The sequence below is a fragment of the Paenibacillus sp. FSL R7-0302 genome, from assembly GCF_038006885.1.
Lineage (GTDB): Bacteria > Bacillota > Bacilli > Paenibacillales > Paenibacillaceae > Paenibacillus_AQ.
Map to the genome: position 1 here is coordinate 4,372,864 of NZ_JBBOWB010000001.1, position 21,103 is coordinate 4,393,966.

Genomic DNA, 21,103 nt, shown 5'->3' on the forward strand with positions numbered 1-21,103 from the left:
CCCTTATAGACGTTTTTTATCTTTACTCTATTAAAGTTAACAGAGGAGAAAGTTATAGTTCCTTAGTCATGTTTTTTTGTCGAAAAGAATTTAGATATAAGGATTTTGTCGGATTTACGTTTCATCTATACTTCAATCTAAAAGGTATCTTGACTTAAACCTTGGTTTAAGTCGTATCCTATAACTGTCGACATCTAAACAATCACTTGGAGGCCTCCAGATGAACTATTATTCCATTGGCGAAGCTGCAACGCGGTTAGGGATTCCGGAATCTACCATACGTTATTATGAGAAGAAGGGGCTATTGCCCCGGATGGAGCGGGATGAAGCGGGCAGGCGGATTTTCACGGAGAATTACCTGGTTTTCCTTAAGATCATTCTCTATCTGAAAAATACACAGATGCCCATAAGCCAGATCAGGCAATATGTAGACTGGATGGCGGAGGGGGACAGCACGATTGCATTGCGGCTAGCCATGTTTCAAGAACATAAGCAGGCTGTATTGGCACAAATCGCGCTCATGACCGAAGCCTTGCAGGGTATTGAGAAGAAAATAGAACGTTATACGAATTATTTAGAGACTAACGGGAAAGAGGTTTTATCATGAAGCTCTCAGGAAACACTCTTCTGATTACAGGCGGAGGCTCCGGCATCGGACTGGCTATGGCGGAACGGTTCATCCGTATGGGGAACACAGTCATCATTACCGGACGGCGTGAGCAGGTATTGCAGGCTGCACAGGACAGATTCCCGAATCTAATTACCCATGTATGTGATTTAAAAGCAGAGTCTGAACGTCTCGCTTTGTTCGACTGGGTAACTGCAAACTATCCCGGAGTCAATGTCCTGGTGAACAATGCCGGGATTCAGCAGCGCTTCAATATACAGACAGCGGATGTGAGGAATCATTGGGCTGATTTCAATCATGAAATCACCACTAACCTTGAAGCCCCTCTTCATCTGGCTATGCTGTTTGCCCCATTCTTCGCAGCACAGGAAGCTGCAACGATCATGAATGTGACTTCAGGTCTGGCCTTTACTCCGTTCGCCATCGCACCCATCTATTCAGCAACGAAGGCTGCCCTTCATTCGTTCACAATCAGTCTGCGACTCCAGCTCTCCGGGACCAACGTTGAGGTCATTGAGGTGGCCCCGCCAGCCGTAAATACAGATCTCGGCGGGTCAGGACTGCATGTCCATGGCGAGCCGTTAGCTGCGTTCACGGATGGAATTTTTCAGGGATTCGCTGAGGGACTCCAGGAGATCGGATACGGCAGTTCGGTGGAACGGCTGCGCATGTCACGGGACCGGATTGACGAATATGCAGCCCAGATGTATGAGGCGACGAAGAGCTACATTGAATAAAAGATTAGGATCAGAACGCACCAAAGAGACCGTCTTAGGGTAGACGGTCTACTTTGGGCGTATGCGTTATTTGAAGAAAGCCTGCTTACATCAGCTTCTTAATCTTTTCCACCGGTAACTCCACGGCTTTGGACACCTCTTCCGGGGTAAATCCATGAAGCAGTAATTTACGGATAATCTCCGCCTGGCCTTTTTCTACTCCTTGTTCAATTCCTCGTTCTATCCCTTGTTCTATACCTTTCTCAATTCCCTGCTCTATTCCTTCAGCTATACCTTCTTCATATCCCCAACGCTTCCAGGCTGGCATGAGTTCCATAATCGCTTCACCCTCCTCCGGATATTGTATCATCAATTCCTTTATAATCTCTTCATCCTGGGCGCGGTCCGGCTTGAAATATAAATCTGCCACAGACATCACAAGCGCCAGCCGTCCTTGATCGAGCCGTGTCTTCAGCTTCATGAACATGCGCAGGAACTCCCGGCGCACATCTCTCGCTTCTCTTGTAGTATACCCCATCTTGGCCAGTAACGCAGCAGCCACTGCATTGTCTGAATCAATAAATCTTCGCCAGTTCTGCTTACGCAATTCTACCTTGAGAAACTGGAAGCGCAGGATCTGATGCTCAGGAATAACCATCTCCAAAGTGTCCTGCTCTTCCCTGATCTCATCTGAAGTGAAGATGGCAATCGGAATAATCAGCTTATGCTCTTTACGGTAGCGTTCAAACAGACGGCTGAAGTAAATAAACATCCTTTCATGGAACCGTGAATCCCGATAAGACTGCGGTTCCAGGTGAATCAAAATATAACCGTCCAGTCCTTTATAGCGGATTTCCAACAGCAGATCCAGCTCCCGCGCTTCCTCGCCAACAATATCCACCAGCAATTCCTGCATGAGGAACCGGGTTTCACTATAGTCCAGCATGGAATCTAGCTCAGGAAAAAACAACTCAATAAATTCCTGAAAAAACGTCTCCAGCAGCTTCTTAAAAGCCTTATCATGTGGTAAGGGTATTTTAGTCGCCTCCTGTTATATCCTGCCTATTTCTTGTGATTATATTCCATTTCAATGGAATATAATATAATAAAAAGCACATGCGTTCTCATTTTAATCGTAGACAACTGCCTTACCCTCCGCTTTACCTTGCTAAAAAAAGAGCAGCCCCGATTAAATGGGGCTGCCCTTGTCTGCTCAGAAGCTTTAGCTTTGTCTACTTATCCTACTCCTCACCCGGTTCAACAAGCTTATCCATGAGCCGGATAATCATCACTACGGCTTCAGCGCGGGAAGCAGATTCCTCCGGTTTAAAGGCTCCGTTGCCTTTCCCTGAGATAATCCCCGCATTAGCGAAGGCATTGATCGGCTCCGCAGCCCAGCTTGCTGTGAGGTCAGAGAATGGCGCCGATGCACCGGGAACATAGTTCGTAAGACGCGCCAGCATAGCTACAGCTTCCGCACGGGTGATTTCCTGCTTGGGGTGGAAGGAACCATCGGCGAAGCCCTGGATCACACCATGCTCTTTAAGCGCCGCAAGTGCCTCCGAAGCCCAATGCCCCTGTGTATCGGAGAATCCGGCCCCTTGCGAGCCCGTCAAGCCAAAAGCTTTTGCAAGCATGGCAGCAAACTCGGCGCGTGTTACTTTGGCTTCAGGATGGAATGAACCATCCGCATAACCCGTTATGATCCCCATCCGGGCTGCACGTTCAATGAACGATGCACTCCACAGAACGGCAGGTACATCCTGGAACTTGACAACTGCAGCCGTCCGGCCTTTTGCAACGATAGATTTAAGCACATCTAAGTCCAAGGTGTCTTTCAGGACAGGCCTGGTTACCGTTGGCTTTGCGGGACCGGCAGTTATAGCTGGTGTTGGTGCCGGTGCCGGTGCCGGTGTCGTCGTTGCTGTTGGTGACGGTGTTGCTGTCGGTGTTACCGCCGGCTTTGGTGTTGGCGTTGCTGCCGGTGTTCCTCCCGATTGTGGCGTTGGCGTTGGTGTCGGCGTCGGCGTTGCCACCGGTACCGTTCCGCCCTCAACCACGATGGAAATCGCAATGGTTAAGCCGCCGAAGGAAGCTGTAATCGTTACCCCGTCCCCTGCTGCAACACCCGTTATGATCCCCTTGTCCGATAAAGAGGCGACCGCAGGATCTGAAGTTGTCCAACGAACCTGATCCGTAACCACTATATTTGTTCCATTGTCATATACCGCTGTAATCACGGAAGCCGCTTGCTTGTTCACCTGTAAGGTGTGTGTGCCAGGCTCGGCGGTCAGCTTCAGCAGCTTAGGCACCGTACCTTCTGTCTGAACCGTTACCGATAGCTTCACCGGCGGCATGTTACCGTAGTTCGCCTGGATGGTAGCTTCTCCCACTTCAACGGCATGAATGATACCCTGGGCGTCTACCGTAGCTGCCCGCTCATTAGAAGATGTCCATACCGCTTGATTCGTGACATCGGCAGTGGAGTTATCGCTATAGGTAGCCGTAAGCACCGTCGTGTGCGTGTCGCCGACATTCAGCTTCAATTCGGCCGGGGCTACGGCCACGGAAGTCACTGTCCGCTCATCCTTTTTCATAATCGTATAGTTGTCAATTAATTCGGCGCTCTGCGTAGTGCGGGCTTGGATGATGATCTTATCATGGCTTACCTGAATGGCAGAATAGACGGGAACATCCTCGTCAAACATGAAATCAATATACTCGTATTTGCTTCCATCGTAGAACTTCCAGCCCGACGCCCCGCCGTCCAGATAGACTGTTCCTTGCTCTCCGCTTGGCAGTGGCTTGCCTTTGCTCATCGGATAGGTGCGCGCATATACATGGTCATGGCCTTCCAGCACCAGATCGACCTTCAATTCTTCGAGAATAGGGGCAAAATAAGTCTGAGTGTATTCAATCAGATTGCCGCGTCCATCTTCGGTATGATAGGCAGGTTTGTGGAACATGACAATCTTCCATTTTTTATTGCTGGCTTGAAGATCCTCCCGCAGCCACTCCGCTTGCTTGCCCATCGTGACTTCGTCTGCTTCAGAGTTCAGCACCACGAAATGCACCTCTCCTGAATCGAACGAATAGGCGTATTCCTTCTGAATCTCAGGCCCATTAACAGGAAGTCCCAGGCCTTTGGCGAAAATGTACTTCCCTCCCCCTTTTACATCATGATTCCCCATGGCATACGCTGAAGGAATCGAGGAGGAATAGACCGACGAGGCTTGCCAGAATTGGTTCCATTCATTCAAAACCGCCCCATCATCGACCATATCACCGCCATGCATAACGAACTGGGTATCGGGATAATTAGTGAGCGCATTCTTGATCAATTGTTGATAGGTCTCCAGCCCGTTATCCCCTTTGGTATGCGAATCGGTTACAAATACAAAAGAAACGGGCTTGTCCGGCGCAGCCTCCACCGTCTTATAATTGGACCAATCGCTCCAATGGCCTTCGTAGCCAACTCTGTAACGATAGCCCGTACCTGGCTCAAGACCCGTGACTAATGCGTTATGAAACTTGATTTCGCCCATAGGTCCGCCTGCCACCTCAGGAATAACCTCCACCTCGGAGAGTGCACGCTGCATAGCTGCTTTTGCCGGCGCATTCGTCAGGTCACTGTCCGCCCAATCACTATCTTTCATGTACTGGATGTAAGCTTCTTGAACAGTTGGCGCGCTCTGCCACCCTACGCTCATCATCGTCTTCATATCTTCGGTCACAAAGGTCTGCACATATTGCGGATCTGCCCCGCCAAACGGAGCTACAACATTCATACGGATACTCTCACTGGTACCGCCATCCTTGACAGCCTGAACGCTCCAAGTGCCAATGGCAAGGTTAGTCAGGGTCGTATGAATCTCTCCCTTGGCATCCGTCAAGCCTATTCCTGTGCTAAGATCACTCTGCTCCACATCTGCGGATGAGATGTACCCCGCCTTGCTGCCATCCGGCAAATACACCTTGATGAATCCGGAGGCACTGCCTGCTGTGGCGAACATCCGCGCGTCTTTTTCAACAGCAAGCAACACTGCGGACGATGGATCGGCTTTGGCATATACTTTGGACCCGTCGGCGGTTACACGCACATAAGTCTGAGGACCGCTGGTATCGGTAAAATCAATCCCTGCTCCTTCAACCAGCGCTCCTGCGCGAGAGGTAACCGTGATGATACTTTGAGTGTGCAAGGCTGATCCCTTGATGCTGAGCTTGTAAGGAAACCCGATCTTATACCTAAGCGGGGAGGCTAAGGAAGGAACTGGCGTCCCGCTTTCATACCCGAATCCGCCCTCCACCATCTCTATATGCTTAGCTGTCTCGCCGCGTTCCATTTTCGCAGAGCGGTTCACCTCAAAATCAATACTTGCCAGCGCATCCGCCTGATCCCCTTGCAATCCCTCGGCACTGACTTCAACATAGCCGCCTGTATTATCAAGTTGGGTCTCTACCTGGCTCAAGCCGGAGCGTGCAGTAATCACATTGGCCTGCAATGTCTCTGGATCGAACTTGATTCTGGCATGGAAGCTCTTGGCTTCGCCTACATCCGTTGCCTTCAGCTTCAGCCGGTAGGTCTCATTACTGACAGCCTCCTCCGGTGCTTCCATGGTAAATCTGGCCCCATGCTCAATCTGAAAAGCATATTCTGCCGCTGCCGGATTGCCAGCCTTATCCTTCACTTCTGCCAGTACTTGATGATAACCTCCAGCCAGCGGAAGCTCCGGGTGATAGGTAATATGCTTATGATTCAGATCATAGGCATAAGTTGACGGTGCCGCAGGCTGACCATCCACCGTTAACCGGATGGAATCCGGATCAATGCCCGACTGGGCATCCTCCGCTGACAGAATAATGTCAGAGACAGGAGAGCTCAAGGTTTGATTAGAAGCCGGTGCCGCTGGAGTCAGCACAGGTACATCCATATCTTCATTAACCGGCTCATCATAGATCAGCCTGACGTCATCAATCCAGATCGAGCCTTTATTCTTTTTGCTCATTTGTCTTTCTTTCATCTGGAAGTAGAAGGCCAGTGTACCCGGCATGGTCAGATCTGACCCTATATCCGCCTCAACATACTTCCAGTCGCTCCAGTCGATCCCGGTCTCTTCACTCCTGATTTCATACGTTTTGGATTTGCTGGTGGAAGACACGTAGAACTTGGAGGTCAGACCATGACCTTCCTGATTGGCGTATACCCACATCCCGATTCTTTTAGGGGTCCGGTTTGAGAGCGGCAGCTGAGTGGCCGGACCCACGGCAACCTGAGAGGGGTTATCGGTGATGCCAATGAAGTCATAATCAATCCGCAGGGACTTCTCTCCGCTATGTACGTATTTCGGATTCGTCTCAAGCGCCATACTGCCGCTATGAATGCGGGCACTGTCGAAGGTCAGGTCTGCTAAGCTCACCTGTTCAAAATCCTCTACCTTCACGACACCACTAGGTTCCCCTGCCTCCCCATAGACGGTGGGTGACTGGGATAGAGAGGGTGGCATGAGCGGAAGCATAACTGTTACTGCCAGAATTCCGCTCAAGACTCTCTTTACAAATGGATGATTACTCACGAACTTTCACGCTCCTTGTTGTCTGTTCTAGTAGACAGCATAACGGCGTAATATGTTCGTAGAATCATCGCAATGTAAGCATATTAAATTTTATTGTATTAGATAGCAATCGCCTTAAGATCCGGGGAGATCCATAGCTCGGCCCCTGTAGCCTTCTGAACGTCTTCCACCGTCAGACCCGGTGCAATTTCCATCAGCATCAGCCCCTGGCCCGGGATCACCTCGATGACCGCCATTTCAGTGACAATCGTGTTTACGACATGTACCGCCGTCAGGGGCAGCTTGCAGTTCTTCACTATTTTCGGCTGCCCGTCCTTGCTTACATGATCCATGGCGATAATAACCCGCTTAGCCCCGACGACCAGATCCATCGCTCCGCCCATGCCCGGCACCTTTTTCCCCGGAATCATCCAGCTGGCCAGATTGCCCTGCTCATCGACTTCAAGCGCACCCAGCACGGTGATGTCCACATGCCCTCCACGGATAATTGAAAAGGAGAGTGCGCTGTCAAAATAGCAGGCTCCGGCCGTCGTAGTCACGAAGCTCCCGCCAGAATCGATGCAGTCGATGTTTTCCTCTGACTTGGCCGCTTTGGGGCCTACACCAAGTATTCCGTTCTCCGCCTGCAGCATAATCTGGACATCATCCGGGATATAATCGACTGCCAGGGTCGGCATCCCGATCCCCAGATTCACTACATCGCCGTCTCTGAACTCCTGGGCGATTCTTCTGACAATAAATTCCCGGTTATTCATGCGTATTCCCCACCTTTACAATGGCATCGATCAAAATCCCCGGGACGTTGACATGATTGGGATCAATCTCCCCAAGCTTCACATAAGTATCTACCTCAGCTACTACATAATCCGCCGCCATCGCCATTACGAAATTGAAGTTCCGGGAAGAGCCGTCGATCACCAGATTCCCCGCTTCGTCCGCCTTATGGGCCCGGATCAGCGCCACATTTGCATGAAGGGGCAGCTCAAGCAGATATTCCCTTCCTTCAATATCGAGCTTCCTCTTCCCTTCCTCGACAATCGTCCCTACCCCTACAGGGGTTAGCACACCGCCCAGCCCTGCTCCTCCGGCACGGATTTTCTCGGCTAACGTCCCTTGCGGATAGAGGTTCACCTCAGCTTCTCTGGTCATCAGCAGTCTTCCGGTTTCCGGGTTTGCGCCGATGTAAGAGGCATAGATCCGCTTGACCCGGCCGCTTTTTACCAGCTTATAGATCGATAATTCCGGGGTGCCCGTATCATTGGAAATTAGCGAGAGCTGACCGGCTGACTGCGTCTCGACAAGCGCACGCACCAGCTCTTCGGGGTGGCCACCAGCCAGAAAACCGCCGATCATCACGGTATCTCCATCCTTCACCCTCTTCACGGCATCTTCGGCGGAGATTAGTTTGTTTATCATAGATTTCAGGCTCCTTGTTCATTATTTGGAGAAAAGCTGGTTACTGGAGATAATCATGAATGACTTGGCCATAGGGCAGTGTTAGATCGGCAATAAAATGCTTTCCCCCGAGGTACGTCTTCACCGGCAAATCGGCCACAGGGGCATTCACATGGGGAATCAGGCTTAAGCGGGCTGGCCCGGTCCAAGCGCCTTTCACATGAACATCTTCAAGAGTGTAGGCAACCAGCTGCGCAATCTTAGGGGTCCCATCCACATCGGGAATCAGCTTCAGATTCACTTGGGTTTTGGCGATAGCTCTAGCAGTGTCCTCTGTATCCATCACATTATGCTTGTAAAGCATGGTTCCCACGGCTACCAGGACATCGTTATAGTGCAGCGTACCGGTCAGCGTCTCTGTGCCTGCAACGCTCAGGCGGGGAGAGGCCCACTTTTTGGGGAACCCCCAGATCTCCCGTCCTCCCAGAATGGCAGGCGCATTATCCAGATACATCTGGGCGACAAAATTGCACGGCTCCCCCTGAAAGGTACACGGAATCACGATCCCGCTCTCCTCATAGCTTCCCAGGCCCGACGAATCGGGCATCTTGATCCATTCATAAGACACGGTATTGCTTCCATCCGGCTGTAAGGGTTCCGGGACCGCCTGTCTGATCGCAGCAGGGTCAGATTCATAAGTGATGACCATAAATTCACGGTTGATGAAGCGGTAAGGCGGACGTCCGTAACCCGGACTGGCCGCAGGCATGGATTGCAGCGCTAGAACCTCTTTTGCATTCATAATGATCTTAAACTCCCTTTCTGTCAGCGTTGTGTTAATAGTGTGCGTTCTCAACCAGCATGGCAATGCCCATCCCCGTTCCGATGCACAAGCTGGCTATACCGTAATGCTTAGAGCTTCGGACCATTTCATGGACCAGCGTAACAAGTACCCTGGCTCCGCTTGCCCCGACAGGATGTCCAATCGCAATCGCGCCGCCATTGACATTCACCTTCTCCGGGTTAATCTCCAGCTCATGCAATACCGCTATGGCCTGTGCCGCGAAGGCTTCATTAATCTCGAACAGATCGATAGCTTCTAGAGGGATATCCTGGTTCTTAAGCAGCGACTTAATAGCTCTTACCGGACCCATTCCCATGTAGGCAGGATCTACGCCAACCAGTGAATAACCCTTAATATAGGCTAAAGGCTCTACCTCAAGCGCCTTGCATTTATCTTCCGACATGACCAGCACAGCCGCCGCTCCATCATTGATCCCCGAGGCATTTCCGGCAGTAACCGACCCGTTTTCTTTAAAAGCAGACTTCAGATGAGCAAGCTTCTCTTTGCTGACCTCTCCTCTTACATGCTCGTCCTCCGCAAACCAGACTGTCTCTTTTTTGATTTTAGTCATCACGGGCACAATCTGCTCTGCAAAAACCTGGTTCCGTTTAGCTTCGGCGGCCTTGATCTGGCTGTCATAGGCAAATTCATCCTGCTCCAGTCGTGAAATATGATATTTCTCGGCAATGTTCTCGGCTGTAATGCCCATATGGTAATGATTGATCGGGCAGGTCAGCCCGTCAGCGACCACGGTATCTATCAGCTCGCTGTTTCCAAGCTTATAGCCGTTTCTTGCATTTCTCAGCACATAAGGGGCATTAGACATACTCTCCATCCCCCCGGCCAGAAGGACACTCCCTTGTTCAGCCCGAATAGAGTTGTAAGCTAAAGCGACGGCATGAAGCCCTGAACCGCAAACGGTGTTAATGGTTGTTGCAGGCACTTCAATAGGAATACCGGCTTGCAGCGCCGCCTGTCTGGCAGGATTCTGGCCCTCGCCCGCCTGTAGAACATTGCCCAGGTAGATCTGCTCCACTAGCGCAGGCTCTACATGACTTTGCTGAAGACAGGCCGTCATCACATTTGCTCCTAATTCTGTAGCACTTAGTGTCGAAAGTCCGTTGTTAAATGAACCAACTGCTGTCCGTAAGGGACTAACCAGTGCAACTCTGTTCACAAAATCTCACATTCCTTTCAGATGGTATTGGACTTACATGCGGGTATGATCACAATGTATGAGAGAGTATGCGCTACGGCTTGTTCAGCTTGATTCGCTTGATTCGCTTGATCGGATTAGTTGCCTTGATCGCCTTCCTCCATCTGAATATTTGTAATTTATTTACATATTTAGTGTAAGTCTAAATTCCCTTTTGCTCAACATTGGTATTATTACATAATTTTACATACAAATACCTCTAGGCCCTTGTACACTCCCCCAACGAGGTCATGCTATCATTTCCTTTGATATTCTGGTTATTAATGATTATTTCAGAAAAACGCATGAAAACATACCAAAAGAGTTCATATTTAAAACGCCTCCGACCCTTACTTGGGTCTGGAGGCGTTTTTTGCAGCTCTCTTAGCATAATGTTCCGTTATTTGAAGCAGCCCTGCTTACACCAGCTTCTTAATCTCGTCCACCGGTAACTCCACGGCTTTGGACACCTCTTCCGGGGTAAATCCATGAAGCAGTAACTTACGGATAATCTCGGCTTGGCCCTTTTCTATGCCTTGTTCTATTCCTTCAGCTATACCTTCTTCATATCCCCAACGCTTCCAGGCTGGCATGAGTTCCATAATCGCTTCACCCTCCTCCGGGTATTGTATCATCAATTCTTTTATAATCTCTTCATCCTGGACCCGGTCCGGCTGGAAATATAAATCCGCCACTGACATCACAAGTGCCAGCCGTCCTTGATCGAGCCGTGTCTTCAGCTTCATGAACATGCGCAGGAACTCCCGGCGCACATCTCTTGCTTCTCTTGTAGTATACCCCATCTTAGCTAGTAACGCAGCAGCTACTGCATTGTCTGAATCAATAAATCTTCGCCAGTTCTGCTTACGCAATTCTACCTTGAGAAACTGAAAGCGCAGGATCTGATGCTCAGGAATAACCATCTCCAAGGTGTCCTGCTCTTCCCTGATCTCATCTGAAGTGAAGATGGCAATCGGAATAATCAGCTTATGCTCTTTACGGTAGCGCTCAAACAGACGGCTGAAGTAAATAAACATCCTTTCATGGAACCGTGAATCCCGATAAGACTGCGGCTCCAGGTGGATTAAAATATAACCGTCCAGTCCTTTATAGCGGATTTCCAACAGCAGATCCAGCTCCCGCGCTTCCTCGCCAACAATATCCACCAGCAATTCCTGCATCAGAAACCGGGTTTCACTATAGTCCAGCATGGAATCAAGCTCAGGAAAAAACAACTCAATAAATTCCTGAAAGAACGTCTCCAGCAGCTTCTTAAAAGCCTCATCATGTGGTAAGGGTATTTTAGTCGCCTCCTGTTATATCCTGACTGTTTCTTGTGAGTATATTCCATTTTAGTGGAATTCAATATAACAAAAAGAACACATGTTCGCATTTAATGCAAGAAGAGCCGCAGATGTTGCTCCTGTGGCTCTTCTTTTTAAACTATTTGTATATGCATCAGCGCTCAAAACACCCGCTTCTTATCCTTCTCCTCAATCAAAATCTGCACCGATTCCTTGAACCGGATCGCATGAATGATCTCCCGCTCGCGCAGGAACTTGAGGCTGTCCTGCAGATCCACATCGTCGGTCATGTCAATCAGCCACTGGTATGTAGCCCGGGCCTTCTCTTCTGCGGCGATGTCTTCATACAGGTCAGCGATCGGATCTCCCTTCGCAGCGATGTAGGCAGCTGTGAACGGAACACCGGCAGAGTTGTTGTAGAACAACGCATGATCCCGCTGCGCATAGTTCGGGCCTAAGCCTGCGGCTTCCAGCTCCTGCACCGAGGCGTCCTTGGTCAGCTTGTAGATCATGGTGGCAATCATTTCCAAGTGGGCGAATTCCTCAGTGGAAATATCTGTAAGTACACCAATTACCTTATCGGGTATTGCATACCGCTGGTTCATATAGCGCAGCGCCGCAGCCAGCTCGCCGTCCGCACCGCCGTATTGCTCCATCAGATACCGGGCCATCCGCACATCACATTTGCCGACACGCACCGGGTATTGCAGCTTTTTCTCATAGATCCACATTCGTGAACTTCCCCCTCCTTAAGACTTATTTCATTCCCGGCTTCATGCCTTAGACTTGCCAAGGCCAGGGACTCTCGCTCCATTGCCATGGAGCCTTGGAATAGGCGCGGCCGAAATTCTGCAGCGGTCCGTATAGCTCCTGGAACTGGTTCGCCAGCTTGGTGCGCTCATACGTCAGCTGATTGAACTGCTCAATCGCCTTCACATCCTGCGGATGAGTGTCCAGGTACAGATTCAGCTCTACGAGTGCAAAATCAAGTACCTGCAGCTGCTCCAGCATCTCGTAATAACGGGGCTCGCAAGGATTAGCTTCCATAGCCTACTTCCCTCCTTTGAACTTGGATTCATAAGGGCTGTATAGCGATGGCCATAACGTTCCATGCTTGAGCGCCTCCGGCAGGGAGAACTGCGGCAGATTCGGGGGCTGAAACGTGACGAATTGGTTCGGCGGCACAACATACGTCTTGAACGGCACTGGCGGACAAGGATCAAACGGTCCCCTGTACGGTGTCCATACGCGATCCTGGGAGTTCAATGATCATTCCTCCTCTTTGGGTTTGACAGTATTGCCTGATGGATGTCCAGATCTCTGATCATTACCTTCGTAACTAACTTATGACGGTCCAAGGGTGGAAAAGAACAACAGCCCAATAAAATCGCCGCCGATAATCATCATTCCTGCACAACAAAAAAACAGGGACCCCAAAAACCTTGTAAACCGGCTTCTGAAGTACCCTGCTATATTGGAAAATATAAGGGCGGGGGATAGCCGCATTCGCTTAAGCATCCCTCTTCTCTTACGCTTCCCCTTCCACTCACTACATTTACTCCTTCTCCTCTTCCCCGCCTTCCGCATCCTCTTCAGGCTCTGGCGCAGGCTCGCGGTGGATATTAATCCGGGTAATCCGCAGCCGGGTGGACTCCTCCACCTCGAAGGTGACATCGCCAACCACTACCTGTTTACCCTTGGACGGATTGCCCTCCAGCTCCTTGAACAGCCAGCCGCCGATGGAATCCACCTCGTCATCCTCAATCACGACGCCTGTGAGATCGTTGACGTCTTCAATCAGCATCCGGCCCTCTACGGAGATGTAATCGCCGTTACGCTCTACGCTGGGGCGTTCATCCTCGAACTCGTCATGCAGATCGCCTACGATCTCCTCCAGAATCTCTTCAGCGGTCAGCAGCCCCGCCGTTCCGCCGTACTCGTCAACGACCAGTGTCAGCTGGGCCTTGTTCTTCTGCATCAGCCGCAGCGCATGGCTGATCTCCATCGATTCCGGCACGTTCAGAATCGGCCGGACCAGGGAAGCCAGATCATTCTGCTGCTCCGGCGGGGCGAACAGCAGATCCGTGATATGGATGAAGCCGATAATCCGGTCCTTGTCCTCGAAGGCTACCGGATAACGCGAATGCTTCGTTTCCGTGATGATCCGCATGTTCTCCTCCAGCGGAAGATTGCTGTAGAGTACATCCATATCCGTACGCGGCAGCATGACCTCACGGGCCAGCAGGTCCGAGAATTCGAAGATGTTATCCATCAGCTTCATCTCATCCTGATCGATTACCCCGCTCTTCGCGCTCTGATTCATCAGAATGCGGATTTCCTCCTCCGAATGGGCAGCCTCGGCTTCACTGGCCGGCTCCACTCCGAACAATCTCAGCAGAGCGTTCGCTGATGCATTCAGCACCCAGATGAAGGGCAGAAACAGATTATAGAAGAACATCAGCGGAGCGGACAGCAGCAGTGCTGAGCCTTCTGTTTTTTGAATAGCCAGAGATTTCGGTGCCAGTTCCCCCAGCACAATATGTAAAAAGGTAATAATCGAGAAGCCGATAATCACAGATACCGTTGAGATTAGCGTCTGGTCAGTAACACCGATCTGGTACATCAGAGGCTCCACCAGCAGCTCCGAGATCGCCGGTTCCCCGACCCAGCCGAGTCCAAGGGAAGCGAGTGTGATCCCGAACTGGGTGGCCGACAGATACGAATCCAGCCGCTTGTTGACCTTTAGCGCATATCCCGCCATTTTGTTCCCTTCGCTGACCAGCTGGGTCAGACGGGACTGTCTGACCTTAACCAGCGAGAATTCCGCCGCAACAAATACACCATTTAATAATACGAGCACCAGAACGAGCAAAAGATTAAGCACTAATCTTCCTATTTCAAATTCCGTATGCACTATAATAACGCCCCATTTCTACAAGGTGATCGCTTTTCTGGTTTTGAAATCGACCCCGGGATAATACATATCGGCCACGAGCAGGTTAGGCCCGCAACAGCCTGCTGCATCACAATAACAGTTCACTTGCTGATTCAAGGGATGCTTAGTCTGCCACTCAGTGAAAATGTCATCCAGCTTCGCGTCGCTGATATTGCCAAAGGCGGATATATCGGCGAAGTCCGTTACAAAGACATCGCCCGTGAACAGGTTGACATTGACCCGGTTTCTTCCGTCCGGATCATTGCGCAGCGTTAAATTCTTCTCGCTGCGCAGTCTGCCCAGCAGCTTCTGGTCTTCCTCCAGGAAGCTGCAGGCGAAGAACGGCAGCGTGCCGAACAGCATCCACATCTCCGGGTCACGATGATCCAGCAGGGAATGAATGGCAGTATTCATCTCCCGGAGCGACAGCACAGGCAGCTTCGAGGCGAAGCTGGATGCGTACATCGGGTGTACCTCATGCCGTCTTGCCCCCATGTCCCCAATCAGCCGGTGAATCTCGGGAAGCTTGGTGTGTGTACGGTAGTTGATCATCGACTCGGCAGAGATCAGCATACCGTCGCTGCTCAGCCGGCGGGAATTCTCCAGCATCGTGTCGTAGAGCCGGTAGGCGGCCTCCTTCGAGACCGGGTGCCCGCTGTTCGCGAAGCCCACCTCGTGGAAATCATCGCCGTTCACATAATTGAACGAGATATGCATGACGTCCAGGTAAGGGAGCAGCTGCTCATAACGGGAATACGGCATGGTCAGATTCGAGTTGATCTGTGAACGGATGCCGCGCTCCCGTGCATATTTCAGCAGCGGTACGATGGTATTCTCCACCGTCCCGGCACGGAACATCGGCTCCCCGCCCGTAATGCTGATAGTCTGCAGGTGCTCTACCTCGTCCAGACGCTTCAGCATCTTGGTTAAAGGCAGCAGCTCTCCCTCTTTCATCGTAAGACTGTCGCCGACGGCGCAATGCTCACAGCGCATATTGCATAGATTCGTGACCGTCATCTCTACACTGGTCAGCACATGCTGTCCGTACTCGCGGAGTGAAGTAATCGGGTCCCACGGATCATACTCCGGCGACAGCTCTTTTACAGGAATTATAGATGATGGCTCTAATATACTCATTTCTTAATGCTCCTTTAATGCTTATTCCTTATTATTAACCCAAAACAAAAGAAAAAGAACGATAACTTAAGCTATATCATACCACGACTACTCAAAAAAACAGCAAGGCGGAGAATACAGCTCCGCAATTCCTGCAGATACCCTATTCTCTCCTCGCTGCGCAGAACACCTATCCGGTACTTTTCACTACAGGTTCTCCCCCGTCCGTCACATCCACAATGACTACAGAGAGGGCTTTGCTGAGATCACGCTCATAGGGGGTAACCGTTTCGCCTTCGGGTCCATTCAGCACCCGGACAACAGGCCGATGCGGTGTGCTGGGATCAATCTTGACCACCACACCGCTCTCGCCGGAGCTGAGCTTCACCGTAAGCCCCAGCGGATAGATGGCCACACGGTCTCTGAATAACTCCAGCTGCTTCTGCTCGTACAGAGTTCCAGAGCCGACATACAGCGCTTCTACCGCCTGATGGGGCAGCATGGCTTTTTTGTAGATCCGGTTGGAGGTCATCGCATCATAGGAATCTGCGACCCCCAGCCATTTCGCATATTCATGGATCTGCGGGCCGGTCAGTCCGCGCGGATAGCCGGAGCCGTCAATCCGTTCATGATGCTGCAGGGCACAGTGGGCCGCCAGCAGAGGAATATTAGGCTCTTCCTTAAGAATGCGGTATCCGATCTCGGTATGCGCCTGCATATGCCGGAACTCCTCCTCGCTGAGCATGCCGGGCTTTTGAACAATTTTGACAGGAATCTGCGTCTTGCCGATATCATGCAGCAGCGCACCAAGCCCGATGACCCGCAGCTCTTCTTTGCTGTAACCATGGGCAATGCCCAGCACCAGCGTATACAGGCATACGTTCAGGGAATGGACGTACAGGTAATTGTCAGCCGTGTGCATGTCAAGCAGCATGATCATCGGGTCCTCCTGCAGGGACATGTCGTCGAGGATGGAATCCATCACCTTGGAGAACTTCTTATCCAGATGATAAAAGCCTTTGGTGATCCCCGAGGCACCGGACATCTGCTGGAACTGGTTACGAATCACCTTGAGCGCCTGATTACGCGTCTCATCCTGCAGCATTCCGGGGATCACAATATCCTCCGTGAGTGAATCCTCAATATAGATATAGCCGATATCGATTCTGGCGAGCCGCTTGATCAGGGAATCGGTAAGCTCCACTCCGTCCGCAAGCAGAACCAGCCCTTCATCATTATATATTTTTTTACCCAGCTTCATTCCCGCCTGAAGCCGGTTAACGGATACTAGACGCACCTTGGCTCACTCCTGCCTTTAACGGTAAAATTGCTTTGCTGTGATGCCAAGCTGAGAATCAACGCATAATAAACAGCCAGAAGACGGCTGCAAGGATAAAGCGGTAAATAGCAAAATGCGTCGGTCTGATCTTCTGGATCATTCTCATGAACAGAACCACCACCACATAAGCCACGATGAAGGAAATAATGAAGCCGATGACAAAATATCCGATCGTCTCACTCGTGAAATTCTTGTAGGAATCCAGCAGCTCATACCCCGAGGCCGCGCACATAATCGGAATTGCGATGAGGAAGGAGAAGTCGGCCGAGGCCTTGTAGCTCACCCCGCTCAGCATCCCCCCGGAAATCGTCGAGCCGGAGCGGGAGAACCCGGGCCAGAGGACGGAAATAATCTGGAACAGTCCGATCGAGAGTGCCTGCCCGTAGGACAGATCATCCAGATCATGCGCTGTCACGCGGATCTTGCGTTTGTTAACCCATTCGGCAATGATCATCAGAATACCGCCTGCGACCAGCGCCCAGAGGACGGTGGATGCCCCGAAGAGGCTTTTGATGAAGTCCCGGGCAAAAAAAGCTACAGCGAGCGCAGGCACGATACCCAGCAGCACATGAATCAGGTTCAATCGGGCTGCCGGCATTACGCCCCCTCTGTCTCTGCGGCCGAATCCGAGCAGATCCACAATCCGCTGGCGGTAGACCAGCGCAATCGCCAGTATAGCCCCCAGCTGAATCACAATTTCATACGTCTTCATAATCGAATCCTGCTCATTGAATCCCAGAAGCTTAGTCGTTAGTATCATGTGTCCCGTCGAAGAAACCGGAATGAACTCCGTGATTCCTTCCACAATTGCCAGAATAATGGCTGTAATTGTATCCATATTACTCCTCCTGATCTAGTCAATGAAACCTGGTACTGCGTGAACTATCAATTTTACAAAAAATGGTGTGGATCATCAGGTGGATTGCCTCTCCCAGCGAACCGCTTCACACTCATCCAGACTCCCCGGCCGCTGCAGCTCCATCCGCAGCAGATCGCGGAGGAAATGAGGCAGCAAATATACCGCCTCCCGGCCATTAGCTATACTCTCGTAGCCTGTACGGAATGTAAACATATCCAGCGTGCCGACACTATATACCTTGGTATCCTCCAGCTGCTCCCCGCCGGCAAAAATCGCAATACCGTTATCATAAGGCATGACCCTTGGATCGTACAAGATTTTTAATCCGTCCACGGCCAGGGTGCCCAGTACCTCTCCCCGGAAGCCATATCCGTAGATGACCTTATTCCGGAACTCTGCCATCAGACTCTGTTCCAGTGCAGTGCGGATATCCTTGCCTGTCAGCTGTACAATACAGGGATTAATCGGAGAAGGACATAAGGCATGCAGCATGCCTGCGGTAATGTTACCCTCCGGCAGCGGGCCGAGCAGCTGGCCTGTATTAACGAGCGAGATGGGACTGCCTGTGAACTGGCGGACCGCCTGTGCCAGCAGGTTGCCAAAGGGAGACTCCCCCTGCAGATCCAGCGGCAGCATGCGGTCGCTGATGGCAACCGTCTCCTCCAGGGCCTCACGCCCGCGCTGCAGATGGATCGCTGCCGCCGGAGCAATAAGCTCCTCTGTCAAGGCAGGATCAACTTCCGTGCAGCCTCCTTCGGCCAAGTGAAATCCTCCGTCCGGCTGCTCCCGCTCGAAGACCAGCCGTCCGGCGTACCTGCCGAATTTGCCGGCGCCGCATACGGCTGTCCCGTTAATCATCTGCGGCTGCTCCAGCATATGGTGGGTATGCCCGCCCAGAATGGCATGCACGCCTTCCAGCTTCTCTGCCAGTCTCTGGTCTGCGGGCAGCCCCAGATGAGACAGAATGATCACGATATCCACCTGCGGGGCAAGCAGCTGAATCTGCTCGCGCAGCGCCTCTTCCGGGTCCAGAACATCCCAGCCGAGCAAGGAATAGAAGGAGGTGAAGGCCGCCGTCGCACCGGTCAGTCCAATCTTGATGCCGTCCTTCTCCAGGACCGCGCTGCGCTGCATCCAGTGCGGCGGCTTACCCGTGGCGGACTCCAGGAAATTGCAGCATACCACAGGACACTGGATACCTGTGAATATGGCTGATAGCATCTCCTTGGAGAAGGTGAGACCCTCGTTGTTGCCGATGGTAACCGCATCGTATCCGGTCAGATTCATAATGTCTATGTTGGCCTGACCCATCGTGCCTTCCGTCTCTACAGCAGCGCGGTCCATATGATCGCCGATATCTAGCAGCAGCACCGGCTCCCCGCCCGCCTCTGCCTTCATCGCGGATATCACTGCCGCGAGCGGACTCATCATTTCAAAGTGGCTATGTATATCATTGGTATGAATAATGGTTAATCTGTGCGGCCCAGGCTTCATAAGCTGGCTTCCCTCCCACTTGTACAGCCGTTTATAAAGTAAGCGGCAGGCTTGTTCAGTTCTAGAGTTAGCATAACATTTTCAGACTCAATATGGTATATTGTAATCATTATAAGCTGTCCTAAGCTTAAGTCAGAAAGGGTGAAGAAAGCATGCATATCTCCATCCGGCTGTTCGCCGGTCTGGCCGAAATCATCGGCTCCTCCACGCTGGTCTTCCACGCCCATGAGTCCCCTGTGACAGCAGGCCGGCTGAAGGAACTCCTCTCCGCCTCCTATCCTGACGCCGCGCCGCAGATCAGTGTATCCCTGGTAGCCGTTGATCAGGAATATGCGCCTGATGATACGGATATTACCGAAGGCTCAGAGGTGGCCTTCATTCCGCCCGTGTCCGGCGGTTAATCGGACCGTCCCCTTCTGCGAATCTGCACAGATACACAACAGGGTAGGACCAGCGGGTTGCACAATCTGCAAGCTACAATCAGTACTCTTACACCATTGAATATTGCAGTCTTTGTTGCTATGCTGTAAAAAATTGCTATAGTAAGGTGGCCTATTCATTGAGAGTACACGTGATGGATCTTAAACCGGGTGATCATCTGCGGATGGATACCTTCAGCTCCCGCGGGCTGCATGTACTCCCTAAGGGATCACGGCTGCAACTGGAGGAAATCGCCAAGCTGATACAGCACGGCGTTGATTATGTAGATATTGAAACGGTACAGGAAGAGCCTGCTCCTTCCAGCCGGACCTCAATCATTCAGGCAGCAGCCAGCAGCTTCGATACCACGATTGACGGTTTTGAGTCTCTATATATGGAAGCGCTCAGCAAAGGCAGCTTCAACCAGTCCGTAGTAGATGATATTCTGCAGCCGACCTTGTCCACGCTGGACAAACATAAGGACGTAGTAACACTCCTGCTGCTGCTGGACCGGGAAGATAACTATACCTACAATCATTCCCTGCAGGTAGGCATGCTCTCCTATTATCTTGCCTCGTGGCTCGGATATTCCAAGACAGAGTGCTACGAGATCGGGCGTGCGGGATACCTGATTGATATCGGCAAATGCCGCATCTCCCCTGCGATTCTGAACAAGCCCGGCAAGTTAACCCCTGATGAATACGAAGAGATCAAATTACATACGGTTTACGGGCACGAAATCATACAGAATTCCATGAACGATCCATTCACAGCGCTGGTTGCCTTGCAGCATCATGAACGCGAGGACGGCTCCGGTTATCCCAAGCAGCTGACCAAGACAGATATCCATCCTTACGCCCAGATTGCAGCCGTTGCGGATATTTACAGCGCCATGACCACTCACCGGGTCTACCAGTCCAAGCAGGAGCTGATTTCCGTTCTGCGTGAGATCAACTCCCTCAGCTTCGGGAAGCTGAACGGCAAACCGGTTCAGGCCTTCATCAATCACCTGATGCCGAACTTTATCGGCAAGCGCGTTTTGCTGAGCACCGGTGATATGGGTGTTATCGTGATGAACAACCCGCTGGATGTTTTCCGTCCGCTTGTACAGAGCGAAGGCAAGTTCCTTGACCTGTCCCGCGAACGCACAATTGCCGTCGTTGAGATTTACATGGAGTAGAGAGATTTCCTCTTCGCAAAATAAATCAAGCAGCCCCCTGCGTTGCCGCAGAAGTGCTGCTTGAAGTTGAATACCAACTAGATAGCCTCCCCCGGCCGGGGGAGG

The 21,103-nt window shown here is 51.4% G+C and carries 19 protein-coding genes; 4 read left to right on the plus strand and 15 right to left on the minus strand.

The window, feature by feature from the left end:
* Nucleotides 1-220: 220 nt before the first annotated feature.
* Both MKY96_RS19010 and MKY96_RS19015 read left to right on the plus strand, forming a co-directional pair.
* Nucleotides 221-607 carry a MerR family transcriptional regulator gene (locus MKY96_RS19010; RefSeq protein ID WP_340942374.1) on the plus strand — a complete coding sequence of 129 codons (387 nt, stop codon included), beginning with the start codon at nt 221-223 and terminating at the stop codon, nt 605-607.
* Nucleotides 604-1,365, plus strand: a complete 762-nt coding sequence (locus tag MKY96_RS19015; protein ID WP_340942376.1) for an SDR family oxidoreductase — start codon at nt 604-606, stop codon at nt 1,363-1,365. Before MKY96_RS19010 ends, MKY96_RS19015 begins: the two co-directional genes overlap by 4 nt.
* Nucleotides 1,366-1,450: 85 nt before the next feature.
* On the opposite strand, the gene MKY96_RS19020 is transcribed toward MKY96_RS19015, so the two are convergent.
* The 15 genes from MKY96_RS19020 to MKY96_RS19090 form a co-directional block, all read right to left on the minus strand.
* Nucleotides 1,451-2,380, minus strand: a complete 930-nt coding sequence (locus MKY96_RS19020; protein WP_340944640.1) for an Rpn family recombination-promoting nuclease/putative transposase — start codon at nt 2,378-2,380, stop codon at nt 1,451-1,453.
* A 205-nt stretch (nt 2,381-2,585) separates the two neighbouring features.
* Entirely contained in the window at nt 2,586-6,917 is a 4,332-nt protein-coding gene (locus tag MKY96_RS19025) for an S-layer homology domain-containing protein (protein WP_340942378.1), read from the minus strand.
* Between the two features lie 98 nt (nt 6,918-7,015).
* Nucleotides 7,016-7,672: a 3-oxoacid CoA-transferase subunit B gene (locus tag MKY96_RS19030; RefSeq protein WP_340942379.1), complete on the minus strand. Its 657-nt coding sequence runs from the start codon at nt 7,670-7,672 to the stop codon at nt 7,016-7,018.
* Complete coding sequence (locus tag MKY96_RS19035) at nt 7,665-8,333, minus strand: CoA transferase subunit A (RefSeq protein WP_340942381.1); 669 nt, start codon at nt 8,331-8,333, stop codon at nt 7,665-7,667. The genes MKY96_RS19030 and MKY96_RS19035 overlap by 8 nt, the downstream gene beginning before the upstream one ends.
* A 40-nt stretch (nt 8,334-8,373) precedes the next feature.
* Complete coding sequence (locus MKY96_RS19040; RefSeq protein ID WP_340942382.1) at nt 8,374-9,114, minus strand: acetoacetate decarboxylase; 741 nt, start codon at nt 9,112-9,114, stop codon at nt 8,374-8,376.
* Nucleotides 9,115-9,148: 34 nt separating this feature from the next.
* The gene (locus MKY96_RS19045) at nt 9,149-10,333 is read right to left on the minus strand and encodes an acetyl-CoA C-acetyltransferase (RefSeq protein ID WP_340942385.1); all 1,185 of its coding nucleotides are present in this window, start codon (nt 10,331-10,333) and stop codon (nt 9,149-9,151) included.
* 437 nt (nt 10,334-10,770) lie between these two features.
* A complete protein-coding gene (locus MKY96_RS19050; protein WP_340944641.1) occupies nt 10,771-11,652 on the minus strand; it encodes an Rpn family recombination-promoting nuclease/putative transposase in 882 nt (293 codons plus the stop codon).
* Nucleotides 11,653-11,816: 164 nt separating this feature from the next.
* Nucleotides 11,817-12,386: a manganese catalase family protein gene (locus tag MKY96_RS19055; RefSeq protein ID WP_036692823.1), complete on the minus strand. Its 570-nt coding sequence runs from the start codon at nt 12,384-12,386 to the stop codon at nt 11,817-11,819.
* A gap of 49 nt (nt 12,387-12,435) precedes the next feature.
* Complete coding sequence (locus MKY96_RS19060) at nt 12,436-12,702, minus strand: spore coat protein CotJB (protein WP_036721463.1); 267 nt, start codon at nt 12,700-12,702, stop codon at nt 12,436-12,438.
* A gap of 3 nt (nt 12,703-12,705) precedes the next feature.
* Complete coding sequence (locus MKY96_RS19065) at nt 12,706-12,921, minus strand: spore coat associated protein CotJA (protein WP_036692819.1); 216 nt, start codon at nt 12,919-12,921, stop codon at nt 12,706-12,708.
* A 289-nt stretch (nt 12,922-13,210) separates the two neighbouring features.
* On the minus strand, nt 13,211-14,569 hold the full coding sequence (locus MKY96_RS19070) for a hemolysin family protein (protein WP_445671450.1): 1,359 nt from the start codon (nt 14,567-14,569) through the stop codon (nt 13,211-13,213).
* An 18-nt stretch (nt 14,570-14,587) separates the two neighbouring features.
* Nucleotides 14,588-15,727, minus strand: a complete 1,140-nt coding sequence (gene yfkAB, locus MKY96_RS19075; protein WP_340942386.1) for a radical SAM/CxCxxxxC motif protein YfkAB — start codon at nt 15,725-15,727, stop codon at nt 14,588-14,590.
* Nucleotides 15,728-15,896: 169 nt separating this feature from the next.
* Entirely contained in the window at nt 15,897-17,003 is a 1,107-nt protein-coding gene (locus tag MKY96_RS19080; RefSeq protein WP_036721458.1) for an HD-GYP domain-containing protein, read from the minus strand.
* A gap of 58 nt (nt 17,004-17,061) precedes the next feature.
* Nucleotides 17,062-17,883 (minus strand): undecaprenyl-diphosphate phosphatase, encoded by an 822-nt coding sequence (locus MKY96_RS19085; protein WP_036721455.1) that lies wholly within the window; start codon nt 17,881-17,883, stop codon nt 17,062-17,064.
* A 75-nt stretch (nt 17,884-17,958) separates the two neighbouring features.
* Nucleotides 17,959-19,398: a bifunctional metallophosphatase/5'-nucleotidase gene (locus tag MKY96_RS19090; RefSeq protein ID WP_340942389.1), complete on the minus strand. Its 1,440-nt coding sequence runs from the start codon at nt 19,396-19,398 to the stop codon at nt 17,959-17,961.
* Nucleotides 19,399-19,550: 152 nt separating this feature from the next.
* Between MKY96_RS19090 and moaD the strand changes: the two genes are divergently transcribed.
* Nucleotides 19,551-19,799, plus strand: coding sequence for a molybdopterin converting factor subunit 1 (moaD, locus tag MKY96_RS19095; RefSeq protein WP_340755251.1), 249 nt, complete (start codon nt 19,551-19,553; stop codon nt 19,797-19,799).
* Nucleotides 19,800-19,957: 158 nt separating this feature from the next.
* Nucleotides 19,958-20,998: an HD-GYP domain-containing protein gene (locus MKY96_RS19100; RefSeq protein WP_340942390.1), complete on the plus strand. Its 1,041-nt coding sequence runs from the start codon at nt 19,958-19,960 to the stop codon at nt 20,996-20,998.
* Nucleotides 20,999-21,103: the final 105 nt, after the last annotated feature.

Excerpts from the sequence above, each read along its gene's own strand:
- MKY96_RS19040 (WP_340942382.1), bottom strand. The coding sequence starts at position 9,114 with ATGAATGCAAAAGAGGTTCTAGCGCTGCAATCCATGCCTGCGGCCAGT.
- MKY96_RS19085 (WP_036721455.1), bottom strand. The coding sequence starts at position 17,883 with ATGGATACAATTACAGCCATTATTCTGGCAATTGTGGAAGGAATCACG.
- MKY96_RS19090 (WP_340942389.1), bottom strand. The coding sequence starts at position 19,398 with ATGAAGCCTGGGCCGCACAGATTAACCATTATTCATACCAATGATATA.
- MKY96_RS19055 (WP_036692823.1), bottom strand. The coding sequence starts at position 12,386 with ATGTGGATCTATGAGAAAAAGCTGCAATACCCGGTGCGTGTCGGCAAA.
- MKY96_RS19030 (WP_340942379.1), bottom strand. The coding sequence starts at position 7,672 with ATGAATAACCGGGAATTTATTGTCAGAAGAATCGCCCAGGAGTTCAGA.
- MKY96_RS19035 (WP_340942381.1), bottom strand. The coding sequence starts at position 8,333 with ATGATAAACAAACTAATCTCCGCCGAAGATGCCGTGAAGAGGGTGAAG.
- MKY96_RS19010 (WP_340942374.1), top strand. The coding sequence starts at position 221 with ATGAACTATTATTCCATTGGCGAAGCTGCAACGCGGTTAGGGATTCCG.
- MKY96_RS19060 (WP_036721463.1), bottom strand. The coding sequence starts at position 12,702 with ATGGAAGCTAATCCTTGCGAGCCCCGTTATTACGAGATGCTGGAGCAG.
- MKY96_RS19015 (WP_340942376.1), top strand. The coding sequence starts at position 604 with ATGAAGCTCTCAGGAAACACTCTTCTGATTACAGGCGGAGGCTCCGGC.
- yfkAB (WP_340942386.1), bottom strand. The coding sequence starts at position 15,727 with ATGAGTATATTAGAGCCATCATCTATAATTCCTGTAAAAGAGCTGTCG.
- moaD (WP_340755251.1), top strand. The coding sequence starts at position 19,551 with ATGCATATCTCCATCCGGCTGTTCGCCGGTCTGGCCGAAATCATCGGC.